The organism is Rahnella sp. JUb53 (assembly GCF_004346065.1).
Classification (GTDB): Bacteria; Pseudomonadota; Gammaproteobacteria; order Enterobacterales; family Enterobacteriaceae; genus Rahnella; species Rahnella variigena.
Map to the genome: position 1 here is coordinate 1 of NZ_SLYT01000014.1, position 17,167 is coordinate 17,167.

14 protein-coding genes and 1 riboswitch are annotated in these 17,167 nt (G+C 52.2%); of the genes, 4 read left to right on the top strand and 10 right to left on the bottom strand.

Annotated features, from left to right (window positions below):
- Nucleotides 1-397: 397 nt before the first annotated feature.
- A complete protein-coding gene (gene murI / locus EC840_RS22980; protein WP_113877603.1) occupies nt 398-1,279 on the bottom strand; it encodes a glutamate racemase in 882 nt (293 codons plus the stop codon).
- Nucleotides 1,224-3,086 carry a TonB-dependent vitamin B12 receptor BtuB gene (btuB, locus tag EC840_RS22985; RefSeq protein ID WP_132967192.1) on the bottom strand — a complete coding sequence of 621 codons (1,863 nt, stop codon included), beginning with the start codon at nt 3,084-3,086 and terminating at the stop codon, nt 1,224-1,226. Before btuB ends, murI begins: the two co-directional genes overlap by 56 nt.
- A gap of 70 nt (nt 3,087-3,156) precedes the next feature.
- Nucleotides 3,157-3,423, bottom strand: a riboswitch (cobalamin riboswitch).
- 141 nt (nt 3,424-3,564) lie between these two features.
- Here btuB and trmA point away from each other — a divergent pair.
- Nucleotides 3,565-4,665, top strand: coding sequence for a tRNA (uridine(54)-C5)-methyltransferase TrmA (gene trmA, locus EC840_RS22990; RefSeq protein WP_132967194.1), 1,101 nt, complete (start codon nt 3,565-3,567; stop codon nt 4,663-4,665).
- A gap of 83 nt (nt 4,666-4,748) precedes the next feature.
- On the opposite strand, the gene EC840_RS22995 is transcribed toward trmA, so the two are convergent.
- The 4 genes from EC840_RS22995 to fabR form a co-directional block, all read right to left on the bottom strand.
- Complete coding sequence (locus EC840_RS22995) at nt 4,749-5,888, bottom strand: glycoside hydrolase family 88 protein (protein WP_113877605.1); 1,140 nt, start codon at nt 5,886-5,888, stop codon at nt 4,749-4,751.
- Nucleotides 5,889-5,912: 24 nt separating this feature from the next.
- Nucleotides 5,913-7,499: an MFS transporter gene (locus tag EC840_RS23000; RefSeq protein WP_112289363.1), complete on the bottom strand. Its 1,587-nt coding sequence runs from the start codon at nt 7,497-7,499 to the stop codon at nt 5,913-5,915.
- Nucleotides 7,500-7,785: 286 nt separating this feature from the next.
- Complete coding sequence (locus EC840_RS23005) at nt 7,786-8,145, bottom strand: YijD family membrane protein (protein ID WP_129637829.1); 360 nt, start codon at nt 8,143-8,145, stop codon at nt 7,786-7,788.
- A complete protein-coding gene (gene fabR / locus EC840_RS23010; RefSeq protein ID WP_112289361.1) occupies nt 8,120-8,800 on the bottom strand; it encodes an HTH-type transcriptional repressor FabR in 681 nt (226 codons plus the stop codon). The genes EC840_RS23005 and fabR overlap by 26 nt, the downstream gene beginning before the upstream one ends.
- Before the next feature lie 212 nt (nt 8,801-9,012).
- On the opposite strand from fabR, the gene sthA reads away from it, so the two are divergent.
- Complete coding sequence (gene sthA, locus EC840_RS23015) at nt 9,013-10,413, top strand: Si-specific NAD(P)(+) transhydrogenase (protein ID WP_113877608.1); 1,401 nt, start codon at nt 9,013-9,015, stop codon at nt 10,411-10,413.
- Here sthA and oxyR read toward each other — a convergent pair.
- Nucleotides 10,396-11,319, bottom strand: a complete 924-nt coding sequence (oxyR, locus tag EC840_RS23020) for a DNA-binding transcriptional regulator OxyR (protein WP_112289359.1) — start codon at nt 11,317-11,319, stop codon at nt 10,396-10,398. The genes sthA and oxyR overlap by 18 nt on opposite strands.
- Before the next feature lie 161 nt (nt 11,320-11,480).
- Here oxyR and EC840_RS23025 point away from each other — a divergent pair, with 161 nt between their 5' ends.
- Nucleotides 11,481-12,242: a glutathione peroxidase gene (locus EC840_RS23025; protein ID WP_113877609.1), complete on the top strand. Its 762-nt coding sequence runs from the start codon at nt 11,481-11,483 to the stop codon at nt 12,240-12,242.
- 117 nt (nt 12,243-12,359) lie between these two features.
- On the opposite strand, the gene argH is transcribed toward EC840_RS23025, so the two are convergent.
- From argH to argC, 3 genes are all read right to left on the bottom strand, one after another.
- Nucleotides 12,360-13,733: an argininosuccinate lyase gene (gene argH, locus EC840_RS23030; protein ID WP_132967196.1), complete on the bottom strand. Its 1,374-nt coding sequence runs from the start codon at nt 13,731-13,733 to the stop codon at nt 12,360-12,362.
- A gap of 83 nt (nt 13,734-13,816) precedes the next feature.
- Nucleotides 13,817-14,590 (bottom strand): acetylglutamate kinase, encoded by a 774-nt coding sequence (gene argB / locus EC840_RS23035; RefSeq protein WP_112289356.1) that lies wholly within the window; start codon nt 14,588-14,590, stop codon nt 13,817-13,819.
- A gap of 131 nt (nt 14,591-14,721) precedes the next feature.
- Entirely contained in the window at nt 14,722-15,726 is a 1,005-nt protein-coding gene (argC, locus tag EC840_RS23040) for an N-acetyl-gamma-glutamyl-phosphate reductase (protein ID WP_132967198.1), read from the bottom strand.
- Nucleotides 15,727-15,864: 138 nt separating this feature from the next.
- Between argC and argE the strand changes: the two genes are divergently transcribed.
- Nucleotides 15,865-17,016, top strand: coding sequence for an acetylornithine deacetylase (gene argE / locus EC840_RS23045; RefSeq protein ID WP_041673179.1), 1,152 nt, complete (start codon nt 15,865-15,867; stop codon nt 17,014-17,016).
- Nucleotides 17,017-17,167: the final 151 nt, after the last annotated feature.

The following is a 17,167-nucleotide window of genomic DNA, read 5'->3' on the forward strand; positions in this document are numbered from 1 at the left end:
CAAGTTAAGCGGTGCTCAGAGATTACTTCGTAATAATTCAACTAAATGAATTACTGCTTGGTCACTCTAAGACTTGACATTACTGTCAATAAATATTTGCCACCGAAGTGGCTGATATCGTCTTGTGAGTGCCCACACAGATTGTCTGATAAATTGTTAAAGAGCATGCCGCGGTTCGCAAGGAATCTTATGCGGCGCGGGAGGCGTATATTACGTTTTCCCGCTGAAGAGTCAAGAGATTATTCATTCGAACTTTCTACTTTTTCTCTTCCTGTCCGAGCGACTTGTCAGTCGTTGTTCCCGGTCAGTGGAGGCGCATTATAGGGAGTTCTCAGAAGGCCGCAACCCCTAAAATACAAATAATTTACTGACCGCTGAATCTTTCATCAAATGGTGTTTAAAGCGGCAATTCCTGGATACTTCTGAAGCCATATGACTGTAAAACAGGCAGCAAACTTTGCGCCTCTGCGGTCATCGCCATGCAGTAGGCGACACTCTCTATTTCAACACCGGCTTTTTTTTCTGGAATATCGACGTGAGAAGTCTCAATTAACCAGTGCGCGCGTCTGGCAATCGCAGAACCGGAGTCGATCATACGCGTGCCGTCGGGCAAAACCTGTGACAACTCTTGCGAAAGCAGCGGGAAATGCGTGCAACCTAATACCACGGTATCCGGTGGTTCAGGTAAACGCAGCCACGGGTGCAAGATTTTCTTCAATACAGCCAGTGAAACCTCTTCGCCATGCAGCTTCGCTTCCGCCAGCTCAACCAGCTCCGCCGAGCCCAGCATCAGAATCTGACAATCCGTCGCAAAGCGTGCGACCAGATCATGCGTATAAGGACGCTGTACCGTCGCACGCGTTGCCAGCAATCCGACCACACCATTACGCGTTAATTTAGCAGCGGGCTTGATCGCAGGGACAACCCCGACAACAGGGCAACTGAATTTGGCGCGTAATGCAGGGAGGGAGACGGTGCTCGCGGTGTTACAGGCGATGACAATAATAGAGAGGGGATGGCGTTTCGCGACAGCGGTGACAATATCCACCACGCGCTCAACGATAAACTCTTCGGATTTCTCGCCGTAGGGGAAAGCCACATTATCGAAGGCATATATATAGTGCAGGTCCGGCAACATCTGCCGGACCTCATCATACACCGACAACCCGCCGACGCCGGAATCGAAAACCAGCACCGTCGGGCGGTCAGGAACTTGTGTTGTATCAGAAGGTATAGCTTCCAGAGAGGTAGTACTCACGTCCTGGTGTGGCATAGCCATAAGCCGTCTCGTAATCTTTATCAAACAAGTTGGCAATTCTACCACGAACTGTCAGGTGTGAGGTCACAGGATATGATGCAGCGAGATCCCACAAACTGACGCCGCCCAGTTTAACGGTCTGATAAGGATAGGTTCCGTAGTCGGTATCGTAACGCTGTCCCAGATACTGATAGTTGATCGACCAGTCGATATCAGCGATGTCCCAGTCAATCTGGTATTTCGCCTGCTGCTTGGCACGACGGGTCAGAATTTCGTTGGTTATCGCATCACGCGGGTCGAGATATTCCAGAGTAATCTTGTGCTGCAACGGGCCGGTATCAAAGGAACCCGTCCATTCAACGCCTTTGATGGTCGCTTTGCCGATGTTGTAATAATTGCTGGTCGAGTCGTTGTAAGAGATCATCTGATCGATGTCATTACGATAGACGGACAAGCGCCAGTCCAGCGGACCCGTCAGACCTTCAAGCCCGCCTTCCCATTGCTTACTCTCTTCCGGCTTCAGATCAGGATTACCATAGTAATCACTGTAGAGCTGACTCAGGTTCGGCGATTTATAAGCGGTACCGTAGGAGGCAATCAGGCGATAGCCATCGATAAACTCCCATGCGGCGCTGCTCTGCCAGGTGGTGTGCTGACCAAACTGGGAGTTATCGTCGCTACGCACCGCGCCTTCCAGTGTGAAATCGCTGATTTTTTGCTGCGTGGTCAGATACACGCCGGTATTGTGCTGATCATAGCCATCGGCAAGATAGCTGGTACCCGGCTCGGTGGTGAGTTTCTGCCAGTCGAGACCTGCGCTGACTTCCCCTTTCCATATCTGGAACGTATTACCCCATTGCACGTTGTACTGATCGGAATCGTCCAGGGAAGCGGAGGCGTCATACGGGCCATACTTCGGATCGTAGTTATAGTCTTTGACGTGGCTGTAGCTGCCGATTAACTGCGTGGCGTAAATGCCGTTCTGATAACGAAGACCTGTGTCATATGTCCGGCTGTAAAGCTGGCGGGTATCAATCAGCGCGCTGCCCGGCGAGTAATACGCATCATAAGCCGTGCGGTTGTCATAACCGTAGGCGCGCGCAAAGCCGCTGATCTCTTCATTGAACTGGTGTTGCAGCGCCAGATACAGCGTCTTGCTCATGAAGCCGTCGCGGTCGGGCTGAGGAACGCCGCCGTTATTGCCGTCAGCGACCACATCAATCCCGCGGGTGTAGGTGTAATCCCCTGCTGCCGTCAGCGTGGTGTTCTCACCTAATTTCTGCTGCGTTGAGCCGTTGTAGTTCTGATAGCCGTGTGAGCCGATACCTGCGCCGAGCGTTGTGCCGTCTTTGTCGCGTGTCGTAATAATATTAATGACGCCGCCGATGGCATCCGAGCCATAAACCGCCGAACGCGGGCCGCGAATAAATTCAATGCGCTGAACTAATGAAAGAGGGATCTGGCTGATATCTACTGATCCGGAAATACCCGCCTGATTGAGACGCACACCATCCATCAGGACCAATGTGTGGCTGGAGCTAGTACCGCGAACGTAAACAGAGGTCAGTTGCCCCATGCCGCCGCTCTGGCTGATATCCACGCCCGGTAAACGACGCAAGACATCAGCCACGGATTTTGACTGCCACCGGTCGATATCTTCACGCGTGACGATATCCGTCGGCGCTAATACAGAAGAAACGGGCTGTGGAAAACGGTTAGCGGTAACGACCATATTATCGCTGCTGTTTGTGGAAGTGCTGTCTTGCGCCCACCCTGAAAAAGCCGTGACGGATAATGCCGTCAGCAGCACGTGCTTTTTAATTGTCATGAATCGAGCATCCAAACTTAATTGGCGGATGCCGCAGAGGATCACCGGCGGTAATTCGCGACGACGATGATTAATGCGACGTAACATCGGCAGGTCTTCGGACTTAGGATTTGCAGGCTGATTAATTACATCGTAATTAATTGAAATTACCCGCACCGGGCGATGACTTCCCATCTCCTCTTTCTCCTTTCCTATATAAGGAGAGAAGGAAGAAACAGTGTCTGCATAATAAAGAATGCTATCGCCGTGATTTCCCCATACCGCTGCGCGCCAGTTCCGGATTCACACCGGATTCCCTTTTAACTCAGTCAATGAGGCCGAAGCGCAATCGTACGATCAACCTATTTGGAAATCCAGACATCCGTAATAGCCAGTAAGCTTTCACGATATAAATGTAACAATGGTGGACTTAACGGAGACATTCCCTACAATCGCCCGCTAAGTTTGTCCATTCATTCCCTGTTAGACGAGATAACCGATGACGCCTGAAAACCTGCCCATTGAACAGTACGACGACCAGCTGGCGGAAAAGACCGCACGTCTCACGGCGATGATGTCGCCATTTAATGCGCCGCAGCCTGACGTTTTCCGTTCTCCTGTCAGCCATTATCGTATGCGCGCAGAATTTCGCGTCTGGCACGATGAGGGCGACCTGTACCACATCATGTTTGATCAGCAGACCAAAGCCCGCGTGCGCGTGGACCAGTTCCCGACCGCCAGCGAACTGATAAACCGCCTGATGCCGGTGCTGATTTCGGCTATTAAGCAAAATCCGGCATTGCGCCGTAAGATCTTCCAGATCGACTATCTGTCGACCCGCAGCGGCAAAATCATCGCCTCGCTGCTTTACCATCGTAAGCTTGATGACGAATGGCAGCAGGCCGCAACCGCCCTGCGTGACCAGCTGCGTGCTGATGGTTTTGATATCCAGCTGATTGGCCGTGCCGCGAAAACCAAAATCATGCTCGACCAGGATTATGTTGATGAAGTTCTGCCGGTCGCGGGCCGCGATATGATTTATCGTCAGGTGGAAAACAGCTTCACTCAGCCAAACGCCGAGATGAATATTCAGATGCTGGAATGGGCACTGAAGGCCACGGAAAACTCGACCGGAGATTTACTGGAACTTTACTGCGGTAACGGCAACTTCTCGCTGGCTCTGGCACGTAACTTCCGCCGCGTGCTGGCGACAGAAATCGCCAAGCCTTCTGTCGCCGCCGCGCAATACAACATTGCCGCGAACCACATTGATAACGTGCAGATTATCCGCATGGCAGCCGAAGATTTCACACAGGCGCTGAATGGCGTGCGTGAATTCCGCCGTTTGCAGGATGTCGATTTAAGCGGATACGAGTGCAACACCATTTTTGTCGATCCACCGCGCAGCGGGCTGGATGATGAAACGGTGAAAATGGTGGCAGGCTATGACCGTATTCTTTATATCTCCTGCAATCCGGAAACGCTGTGTGCGAATCTGGAAACCCTGAGCAAAACGCACCGCGTCACGCGTCTGGCGTTGTTTGATCAGTTTCCGTATACCCACCATATGGAATCTGGCGTGCTGCTGGAAAAAATCTGACGGCAGATGGAAAAACAAAAACGGGCACCTTTTGAGTGCCCGTTTTTATTTCAGTCCGTTGTCCACGATATTACAACACGATATTACAAATAGACCCGCAGATATTCTGACAGACACAAGATCGCCATCGCCTGCCCGTAAGGCATCGACGTCAGGGCAATTTCACGGTAGAAATCGAGATCATTGCCCATCGCCGTACCGAATGACGTTTGCGTCAGTTCACCGGCCGGATTGATATGCTTGATCACACCCTGAATGGCTTTCTCCGCCACCGGCGCATAAGACGCATCGATATAACGTTTACGCACCGCTTTCAGGATGCCGTAGGCAAAACCAGCGGTCGCCGAACTTTCCAGATAAGAGTGCGGATCGTCGAGCAGCGTATGCCATAAACCGCTGTCGTCCTGACATTTCGCCAGCGCACTGACCTGACTTTCCAGCACCTGCAATAAATAGCGGCGTGTTGCGTTGTTCTCCGGTAAATCCACCAGTTCAAGGAATTCCGGAATAGCAATCGTCAGCCAGCTGTTACCGCGCGCCCAGCGAGCCTGGGCAAAGTTATGATGGCCGTCAAACGTCCAGCCGTGGAACCACAGGCCGGTTTCGCGATCCATCAGATACTGCACGTGCATCAGGAACTGATACGTCGCTTCTTCAACAAATTCCGGGCGATCCAGCAATTTGCCGATTTTCGCCAGCGGCAGCACGCTCATCATCAGCGTGTCGTCCCACATTTGCTGATGATTTTCGTTGTTATAAACAATGTGCTGCATCGCACCTTTATCAGTGCGCGGCATTTCATACATCACCCATTCAGCCCAGCGCTCCAGATAAGGGCGCCATGCCGCATTGCCGGTTTCCTCATAACGATAAGCCAGCGTCAGGAACGGACTCATGGTATTGACGTTTTTGGTCGGCGTGCCTTCCGCCAGACGCGCGGTAAACCAGTCGTCGATCACCGCCCGCATTTTTTCGTCGCCAGTCTGCTGATAATACTGATAGATACCGTAAAGCCCGATGCCGTGCGTCCATTCCCAGCCCGCCCAGCCTTTGGTATCAATCACGCGGCCATCGTCGAGGCGTAACAAGAATTCACCGGTTTTATCTTCGATATTCACCAGATTGTCAGTCACGTTGTGGATCAGCGATTTCAGTTCGTTACGTGAAATGAAATGTTCCGGCTGTCGCAGCAAAGCACTGTGTTTAACTTCAAAAACTTTCATGGGGTTCTCCTGTGAATTCAAAATTTATAAACGTCCCTGGACCGGCATTTCAGCAGTATTTTCGCGGGTCAGCTTTTCGGGTGGCGGATTATTGCGATGCAGATAACCGATGTTGTTATTGCCCCACAGAGATTCGTATTTCATCCCTGTCAGCATTTCGACCGTTGCGCGGTCTTCCGGTGTAATTTGTTCCGGCACGATGCGGTTGGCATCACGCATTTTTTGCGTTTCGCGGGTCAGCACACCGTGCGTTTTCTGATTCAGGCGGAAGAATAAAGAAATCATGAAACCCATGCTGAGCATCAGCAATGACCCGATCACCAGTACACCAAGAATCGTATGACCGACCGCCGGTACCTGCTGGCTTTGCCCGGAAACAAATCCGGCGAGTTGCAGGATGATCCCCACCAGCATGACCGCGCCCGCCTGAGACGCTTTGCGGGTCAGCGTCATCACCCCGGCAAAAATCCCTTCGCGGCGCTGACCGGTGATGGTTTCATCGACATCAGCAATATAGGTATAGATATTCCAAGGCACGTAGTTGATCCCGCCGCGTCCCAGACCGGCCAGCGCGGAAATCAGCAACAGTAATGACATCGAATCATTCATGCCGGTGAAATACAGCACACCGTAGGAAATGGTCGCCAGCCCGAACAGCGTAACGGCCAGACGATAAGACGGCGCAGGGCCGAAGCGGATACACAACGGGATCATGCCGATCACCGCCACGAATTGCAGAATCGCCATCATGCCCATCAGATTGGAAGCAATCGCTGCGCTCTGCATCAGCACGAACACCACGTAATAGGTGAACACGGCGTTAAACACATCCTGCGCGATATACCCGCCAAGGTACAAACCCAGATGCTGGCGGAAAATTTTGATACGTAACGTGGAAGATAATTCGACTTTCAGGCGTTTCAGGCTTTGTGCCAGCGTCAGTTGCTGACGCTCGCGTTCAATTTTCTTCGTGGCTTCCGATTTGAGTTCTTCCGGACGTTCCCAGGTAAAGAAATAGACCAGCGTCAGGACGAAGGCGCAAATCACCGCAAAGACCAGACTCGAGTAGAAGAAGGAAATGGCGTTATCTTTGCCGAAATGCTGCAACAAAATGCCCGGCAGGAACGCCGCCAGAATCGCAGAAAGCTGCGCCAGCGCGATACGTGCGCCAGAGAACTTGGTCTTCTGTTTAAAGTCATCAGTCATTTCCGGTACCAGTGTTTCATACGGCACCAAAATCATGGTGTAGACGATATCGAACAGCAGATAAGTCAGCAGGTAGTAGACGTATCCCATGTCACCCACCCACATAAAGCTGTAGCTGAACACACAGGGGATACCGAGCAGAATGAAGAACTTACGCCGGCCAAATCGTTTGCCGAGCCAGGTATTTCCGAAGTTATCAGTGAGATACCCCATCAGCGGGCTCAGTACCGCATCGGCGACGCGCGCGGTAGCAAAGATAAAGGTCGCTTCGATGGGCGAAAGGCCGCAAAAGGTGGTGTAGAAATAAAGCAGCCATGCTGCCGTCAGGGCGGTGGTGCCTGCCCCCAGAAAATCGCCAGAACCGTAGGCGATGTAATTAAAGAATCCAATTTTACGTGTTTTCATTGCCGTGTTGCCTCTGTTAAATCACCTATAGGCGTAGGCTGAATGCGAACGAAAATGTATCGTCCGGCCATGATTCAAATTAACGAGGAGCAGGAATGAAAACCTTTTGGTTTTTGCCACTCAAAGCCACTTTATGGCAATGAAATGAAGAAGTGGGCGATCAATCTCTAAATATTGAACATGGGTTTGATATTAATGAAATGACAGTTCATTAAATGAATGAGGGGGATGAATAAATAAAAAAGGCAATCCACAGATTGCCCTTTATGCACGGCGGGGAAAAATCTTACTGTACCGCGGATTTACGCTTTTTTAGCTTCAGGCCTATCCAGAACACCAGCGCGACACTGATCAGCGACGGCAGGAAATTAGAACCCAGTTCAGGGTATTCCGCCCGGACAATGGTGCTGTACAGCACCAAGCCCAGCAGGAAACAGGCTGCCGCCAGAACCGGTAATCCTTTAGGCATTTCGCCACGGTGGTAGCGAACGTGCAGGCAGTACACCGCCAACACCAGAGAAATAATCGGGAAGATCGAAAACGTTACGACAGAACTGAATAACGCATCGAAAGTGCCATTAATCGACAGCCCGGCAATCAGAGCCAAAACCAGAGTGCCATTATCCTGGTTCGGTTGTTCGGTCATCTTCTTTACCTCGGGTCTTATTATTGATGGGAGTCACAGCCGTACGTTCCTGTTGACGGCGATACCAGTAATACGCGCCTTTGGAAATCATCCGCAGTTGCAGCACCAGCCGTTCTTCCAGCTGACGGCGTTGAGCGATATCCACATCCAGCGCTTCCGCACCGGCGTTGAAAACGATGATCACCATGGCTTCAGCCTGCGCTTCGGTAAAACTGCGCGGCATATGGTTTTCGAGTTGCAGATAGTCGGCAAGTTCCGCAATAAAATGCTGAATTTCACGGGCGACGGCGGCACGGAATGCCGAAGACGTGCCGGAACGTTCACGCAGCAGCAAACGGAATGCGTTGGGATTATTACCGATGAATTCCATAAAGGTGGAGACAGACGTGCGGATCACGCTGCCGCCTTTGGCAATACGCTGACGTGCCTGGCGCATCAGCTGGCGCAGCATCAGGCCGCTTTCATCCACCATGGTCAGGCCCAGCTCATCCACATCGCGAAAATGCCGGTAAAAGGATGTGGGTGCAATACCTGCCTCGCGGGAAACTTCACGCAAACTCAGACTGGCAAAGCTGCGCTCGGCGCTGAGCTGGCTAAAAGCCGCCTCAATCAGCGTGCGACGCGTGCGCTCTTTTTGTTGTGCTCTTACGCCCATAACCTTCATCCGGATAGTATTCTTCTTTTTGATTATTCGCCCGTTACCGATTCACTATACCAAAATTTTTGACGGGCGGAGCCAAAGATACCACAGCATAAAGTGGGTCAGAATGTTGCTGCTTTACCATTAAATGACAACCGCTTGTGGGGTAAACAGGTGTAATATGTTACTTTCTCGTTGTGATTTTGTATAAAAATAGGTTTCGAACTATGCAACAGCACTCACATTTTGATGCCATAATCATTGGCTCAGGCCCTGGCGGAGAAGGCGCCGCGATGGGACTGGTTAAACAAGGCGCCCGGGTTGCTGTCATCGAACGCTATAACAACGTCGGTGGCGGATGTACTCACTGGGGCACCATCCCTTCCAAAGCACTGCGCCACGCCGTCAGCAGAATCATCGAATTTAACCAGAACCCGCTCTACAGCGATAACTCACGCACCATGAGTTCAAGCTTCCCGGACATTCTGCGTCACGCCGATTCGGTTATTAATCAGCAGACCCGTATGCGTCAGGGTTTCTATGAAAGAAACCAGTGCCAGTTGTTCTCCGGCGATGCCAGCTTTGTCGATGCCAACACCGTCAGCATCCGCTACGCCGATAACACACACGAACAAATCACCGCTGACAATATCGTGATTGCCTGCGGTTCGCGTCCTTACCGCCCTGCTAATGTCGATTTTGGTCACCCGCGCATTTATGACAGCGACCTGATTCTCGAACTGAGCCATGAACCGCGCCATGTGATTATTTACGGTGCGGGTGTGATCGGCTGCGAATATGCGTCGATCTTCCGTGGTCTTAACGTCAAAGTGGACTTAATTAACACCCGTGACCGCCTGCTGTCTTTCCTCGATCAGGAAATGTCAGACGCCCTTTCCTATCACTTCTGGAACAACGGTGTGGTTATCCGCCACAACGAAGAATTCGAGATGATCGAAGGTGTGGAAGACGGTGTGATCATGCACCTCAAATCCGGTAAAAAAGTGAAAGCCGACGCGCTGTTGTACGCCAATGGACGCACCGGTAACACCGATCAGCTGGGTCTGGAGAATATTGGTCTTGAAGCGGACAGCCGCGGTCTGCTTAAAGTGAACAGCATGTACCAGACGGCGCTGTCGCATATTTATGCGGTCGGCGATGTGATTGGTTACCCAAGTCTGGCATCCGCCGCTTATGATCAGGGCCGTATTGCCGCGCAGGCAATGATTCAGGGGGAAGCCAAAGTCCACCTGATCGAAAATATTCCGACCGGTATCTACACCATCCCTGAAATCAGCTCCGTCGGTAAAACCGAGCAGGAACTGACAGCGATGAAAGTGCCATACGAAGTGGGTCGCGCGCAGTTCAAACATCTGGCACGCGCACAAATTGCCGGAATGAACGTGGGCAGCCTGAAGCTCCTGTTCCACCGTGATACCAAAGAAATTCTGGGGATCCACTGCTTTGGTGAACGCGCTGCCGAGATTATTCACATCGGCCAGGCCATCATGGAACAGAAAGGTGAAGGGAATACTATCGAGTATTTCGTTAATACCACCTTCAACTATCCGACCATGGCAGAGGCCTATCGCGTTGCGGCACTGAACGGATTAAACCGCCTGTTTTAAGACTGCGGTTCGGTCCATATAAGGCTGCATGTGCTCTTTGATGGCTTCGGCCAGTTGTTCGTAACGCCCGCGCAGTGGCGAACCGGGACGATATACCAGCGCGATGGTGCGTCGCGGTTCCGGTTTGTCACAGGTCAGGTACGTCACTCCGTCACGGCTGCGCTCATTAGGCACGGCAAGCGATGGAAGCAAGGTGATCCCGCTCCCCGCCGCCACCATATTACGCAGTGTTTCCAGACTGGTTGCGCGGAAATGGGTATCTTCATCCGCGCCCGCCTGGAAACAGAAACCGAGTGCCTGATCGCGCAGACAGTGCCCGTCTTCCAGCATCAGCAGTTTCTCACCGGCCAGATCGGCCATCGCCACGCGATCGCGTGATGCCCACGGATGATCGTCATAGATCGCCAGTTTCATCGGCTCATCAAATAACGGCACTTCAATAAACGCTTCGCTCTCTTTCACCAGCGCCAGAATCGCGCAATCGAGCTTTCCGCTGTCGAGCTGCGCCAGCAACTGATGGGTTTGCGCTTCGTGCAGATACATTTCCAGTTTAGGAAACGTCTTGTGCAGTGAAGGAATTATTTGCGGCAGCAGATAAGGTCCGACGGTCGGGATGAGCCCGATATGCATCGGCCCGGACATCGCTTCACCCTGCTGACTCGCCATCTCTTTAAGTACTTTCACTTCACGCAGCACTGTGCGCGCCTGATCGACCAGCAGTAAACCCGCCTGGGTAAACAGCACCTTACGGCTGGTTCTTTCCAGCAACATCACTCCCAGCTCGTCTTCCAGTTTGCGGATCTGTCCGCTTAACGTTGGCTGGCTGACATGGCATGAGTCTGCGGCGCGACGAAAATGGCGGAACTCTGCCAGTGCCACCAGATACTCTAAATCACGGATGTTCATTTTTTCCTCCAGTCCCTAAAAGGCAATGCGATAGCCGGTAACGATAGATAAGATAGCAATCAACGATTATATCTATCAACCTTTATCGTTAATAATGCCTTCCAACGAAACGGCAATGCCGAAAATACTTTCTATTTGATTGATTAATTAAGAGGTTATTCATGTTTTCAAGCCAGGAAGGGAAACACGTACCGCACGTTACTTTTCACACCCGCCAGGGCGACCAGTGGGTAGATCTCAGCAGCGATGAGCTGTTTAAAAATAAAACAGTGATTGTTTTTTCACTGCCGGGCGCATTTACCCCGACCTGTTCTTCGAGCCATCTGCCACGTTACAACGAACTGGCACCGGTATTTAAAAGCCACGGCGTTGACAGCATTCTGTGTGTTTCCGTGAATGACACCTTCGTGATGAACGCGTGGAAAGCTGAACAGAACGCATCCAACATCACTTTCATCCCGGACGGTAACGGTGAATTCACCAAAGGGATGGACATGCTGGTCGAAAAAGCCGATTTAGGTTTCGGCCCGCGCTCATGGCGTTATTCCATGCTGGTGCGTAACGGCGTGGTCGAGAAAATGTTCGTCGAGCCAAACAAACCAGGCGACCCGTTTGAAGTGTCTGATGCCGACACCATGCTGAAATACCTGGCACCTGAATTCAAAGTGCAGGAATCCGTGTCAGTGTTCACCAAACCGGGCTGTCCGTTCTGTGCGAAAGCCAAACAAATGTTGCAGGAACGCGGCATTCAGTACGAAGAAATTGTATTAGGTAAAGATGCAACGACTGTCAGTCTGCGCGCCGTGACGGGCCGGGCGACAGTGCCGCAAGTCTTTATCGGTGGACGCCACATCGGGGGAAGTGACGACCTGGAGGTTTACCTCCATTCAGAAACAGAAGACCTGTGTGAAGTCGCACAATAATCTTCGATAAGAAACAGCTGTAAGAAGTAAGACAAGAAATCCCTGCATTACCAACAAAAAGAAGCAAAGTAAGACTACGTGAACTTTGGCGGATCTCTGATCCGCCTTTTTTTTATTTTACGCTAAACGCGCTTTCGCATCGGTAATCGCCTGGGCGACCTGCTGCGGAGAAACCCCCCCTTTGGCGGCACGTTTGTCGAGACAGGATTGCAGCTCGAGAATGGCGTAAACGTCATCGCCAATCACAGAGCTGAATTTCTGCAAATCCGCCAGCGGCAATTCTTCCAGCGCTTTGCCTTGATTAATGGCTTCGACAACCGCTTCACCAACAATATGGTGCGCTTCACGGAACGGCACACCTTTGGCAACCAGATAATCGGCCAGCTCGGTAGAGTTGGCGTAGCCTTGCTGCGCGGCCTCTTTCGCACGCGGGCGTTTCACCTGAATACCATCCAGCACCAGAGAAGCCATGTTCAGGCAATCCATCCAGGTGTCGAGCGCGTCGAACAACCCTTCTTTGTCTTCCTGCATGTCTTTGTTATACGCCAGCGGCAGGCCTTTCATGGTCATCATCATGCCGGTCAGTGCGCCCTGCACACGACCACATTTGCCACGGATCAGTTCCAGCGCGTCCGGGTTTTTCTTCTGCGGCATCAGGGAAGAACCTGAAGTCACACGGTCGGACAAATCGATAAACGCCGCTTCACCGGTGTTGAAGAAGATCAGGTCTTCGGCAAAACGGGAAAGGTGAACCATGCTGATGGCCGCGTTGGACAGCAGTTCAAGCACGTGGTCGCGGTCAGACACGCTGTCGAGGCTGTTACGGGTCGCTGAAGCAAAACCTAACCAGCCTGCCAGCTGTTCGCGGTCCATCGGATAGGCAGTACCAGCCAGTGCGCCACAACCCAGCGGGCTGACGTCCAGACGAGTCAGGGTATCTTTCAGGCGGCTTTCATCACGCGCCAGCATTTCGACATACGCCATGCACCAGTGCGCAAAGGTCACCGGCTGAGCACGTTGCAGGTGGGTATAACCCGGCATCACGGCGTCCTGATTGGCTTCAGCCGTCGCGACCAGCGCCTGCTGCAAGTGATGTAATGCCTCGCCCAGTTCAACCACCTGCGCTTTACACCACAGTTTGATGTCGGTCGCGACCTGATCGTTACGGCTGCGGCCGGTATGCAGTTTTTTACCGAGGTTGCCCACTTTGTCGATAAGCTTGCCTTCGACCCAGCTGTGAATGTCTTCGGCATCGCTGGCTAAAATAGCGCGGGGATTGGCACGGACTTCTTCCAGCAATACGGTCAGGGCTTCTTCCAGCTGGATTTGCTCATCGGCTGTTAATACGTTCACAGTCACCAGCGCTTTGGACCAGGCCACGGAACCTACGATGTCCTGCTCTGCCAGCCGGTAATCGAAACGCAGTGAGTCATTGAGTTCTTTAAACCGCTGATCCGCTGCCTGAGTAAAACGTCCGCCCCAAAGTGCCATTTTCCTGCTCCTGAATTTATTATGCAAAAGGGCGCACTATGCTGCGCCCTTGAAAAGGGTATACCGAATGCGCCGCCGGTGCGTTACGCCAGAATACGTGTGCCGATGGCGACACCGTTAAAGAGTGCTGGTAATTGTTCGGCGTGACGCCAGCTGGCGATATCCACCGGACGTCCGAGAGAACGCGCAGCGTCCAGCGCGGCGTTAACTTTGACGATCATACCGTCAGTGATGATGCCCTGATCGATAAGCTGTTCAGCTTTCTCTGCACTCATTTCCGGAATGCGCTGGCCTTTGCCATCGAGAATACCGCTGACATCCGACAACAGGATCAGATCTGCGCCCAGTGTAGCCGCCAGCGCCGTCGCGGCCTGATCCGCGTTAACATTCATCAGCTCGCCAGCAGCAGTGATGCCGATAGAGCTGACAATCGGCAGATAACCTGCGCCGGTCAGCGTGTTGATCAGCGCCGGATTGCCCGCTTCGGCTTTACCGACGAAGCCCAGTGATTCATCCAGCTGTGTCACGCTGACCGTGCCGCCATCTGCCAGAGACAGGCCAACCGCGTTGATGTGATTTTTAACCGCCCACGCCAGCAGGGTTTTGTTGGCGCTGCCCGCCAGCGCGCCGGTGATGATATCAATCTGATCAGCCGGAGTAACACGCAGACCGGCCTTTTTCACCACAGGCAGATTCAGCTTTTTCATCAGCTCATCAACCAGGCAGCCGCCACCGTGAACAATGACCAGCGGGCGGTGATATTCCTGACGATAAGCCACTACCGCCATGAACAGGCGCTCAAGCGCTTCTTCATTGTCCAGCAACACACCACCTAATTTGATGACTAACGGATTCATAGCTGTTCGCGCCCCGACCGGTTGAGAATGTTAATTAATAACAATAGGTTTCATTTTAATCTAGCATCCCTGCGCGTCTGAATAAACGCTCAGGGACGGTTGTTTTTGTCTGCTGAAAATCAGAGAGATTGTTAAAGCAGCGATTGCGTTTCAGGGAAGCCGAAACGGATATTCATGCACTGAACCGCCTGTGCAGACGCGCCTTTCAGCACATTATCTTCCGTCGCTACCACAATCAGATGTTCGCCTTTCACCGCAAAACCAATGTCGCAGAACGGCAGCCCGACCACGTCTTTCAGTGCCGGAACACCTTTGGTGTACAAACGCACCAGCGGTTTATCGTGATAAGTATTATGGAAAGCTTCCGCCACATCCTGCTCCGTCACACCCGCATTCAGACGGCAGGTGATGGTCGCCAGAATACCGCGCGGGAAGTTGCCCAGATGCGGAGTAAAAATCACCGGCACGCCAAGGTGTTCAGCGATTTCCGGCTGATGACGGTGACTGAAGAGTTTGTACGGCTGAAGGCTGACTTCGCAGAAGCTGTTGCCGAGCGTGGCTTTACGCCCTGCACCACTGACACCGCTGGTGGCGTTGATGACCGGCCACTGGCTGTCATTGAGCAGACCATTTTCGATAAGCGGTTTCAGCGCCAGCTGTGAAGCGGTCGGGTAGCAACCCGGCACGGCAATCAGCTGCGCGTCTTTTAATTTGTCAGCCTGCCACTCGGCCAGGCCGTACACGGCTTTGTCGAGCAAATCGAGATGCTGATGCTCGAAGCCGTAGAATTCGGTGTAAAACTCAGGTTTGCTGACGCGGAAGGCACCGGAGAGATCAAACACCACACAGCCCGCCGCCAGAAACTGCGGCGCGAGGTCATGGCTGACTTCGTGCGCGGTCGCCAGAAATACCACATCGACACCTTTCGCTGCTTCCGCCACGTCAGTGAGTGGCAAAACAGGCAAATCGACGATGCCTTTTAATTGAGGATGCAAATCAGAAAGCAATTTTCCTGCATCTGCACTTTGCGCTGAAACCGTTAAACCGGTTATGTTCATATGTGGGTGGCGATTCAGGTAAGCAGCGAGTTCGGCTCCGGCATAACCTGTGGCACCAACAATCAGCGTATTCAACATAGGGCTTATTCACCTTCTCAATTTTTGGGTAGGGGCCGGATGAATTTTTTTCCGGTTTCCTTACGCGCTGGCTTATTGTATTTTTATTCACAATTATTGCATGAATATGAATACTACCCTAACTAAAGGCTGTCAACAGTGAAGATGAAATTACCTCCTTTTATTGAGCTCTACCGGGCGTTAATCGCAACCCCTTCCATCAGCGCAACCGATGCGGCATTGGACCAGAGCAATGAGACGTTAATCAATTTACTGGCAGGCTGGTTCGGTGATTTAGGCTTCAAAGTCGAAGTGCAACCCGTTCCAGGAACGCGCCATAAATTCAATATGTTAGCCAGTACCGGCGAAGGCGCAGGCGGCTTACTGCTGGCCGGTCACACCGACACCGTTCCGTTTGATGACGGCCGCTGGACACGCGATCCTTTCACCCTCACCGAGCATGAAAATAAGCTCTATGGTTTGGGCACTGCCGACATGAAAGGTTTCTTCGCCTTTATCCTCGATTCCCTGCGTGATGTTGACCTGACCAAACTGACTAAACCGCTGTATATTTTGGCGACCGCCGATGAAGAAACCACCATGGCCGGTGCCAGCTATTTCTCCAAAAACGCCAAAATTCGCCCTGACTGCGCGATCATCGGCGAACCGACGTCCCTGAAGCCTGTTCGTGCGCATAAAGGTCATTTGTCGAATGCTATCCGTATCACCGGCCAGTCCGGTCATTCCAGTGACCCTTCGCGTGGCGTCAACGCCATTGAACTGATGCACGAATCGATTACCCATTTAATGACGCTGCGCAATACGCTGAAAAGCCGTTACAACCACAGTGGCTTCGTCATTCCGTACCCGACCATGAACTTTGGCTACATTAACGGCGGCGACGCGCCGAACCGTATTTGTGCCTGCTGCGAAATGCATATGGATATCCGCCCGCTGCCGGGTCTGACGCTGACCGACATTGATGGTCTGCTGAACGAGGCTCTGGCACCGGTGAGCGAACGCTGGCCGGGACGTATCGTGATTGAAGAACTGCATCCGCCGATCCCGGGCTATGAATGTCCGCCGGATCATCCGCTGGTGCAGGTGGTCGAGAAACTGCTCGGTGTGGAAACGGAAATCGTTAACTACTGCACCGAAGCGCCGTTTATTCAGGAACTGTGCCCGACGCTGGTTCTCGGACCGGGTTCTATCGATCAGGCGCACCAGCCAGATGAATATATTGATACTGCGTTCATTAAACCGACTCGCGAGCTGATTTCTCAGGTTGTTCATCATTTCTGTTATCACTGATACTGAATGACGGATTGATGAAGAAACAATCAGGGCGCTCACTGGCGCCCTTTGATACTGTACAAAACGTTGATTAGCCAAACTGATATCGTCGCTGTTGTAATTAAATTTCAGCGACATCGCCAAAAAGACCATTTTTCACGTGAGTGAT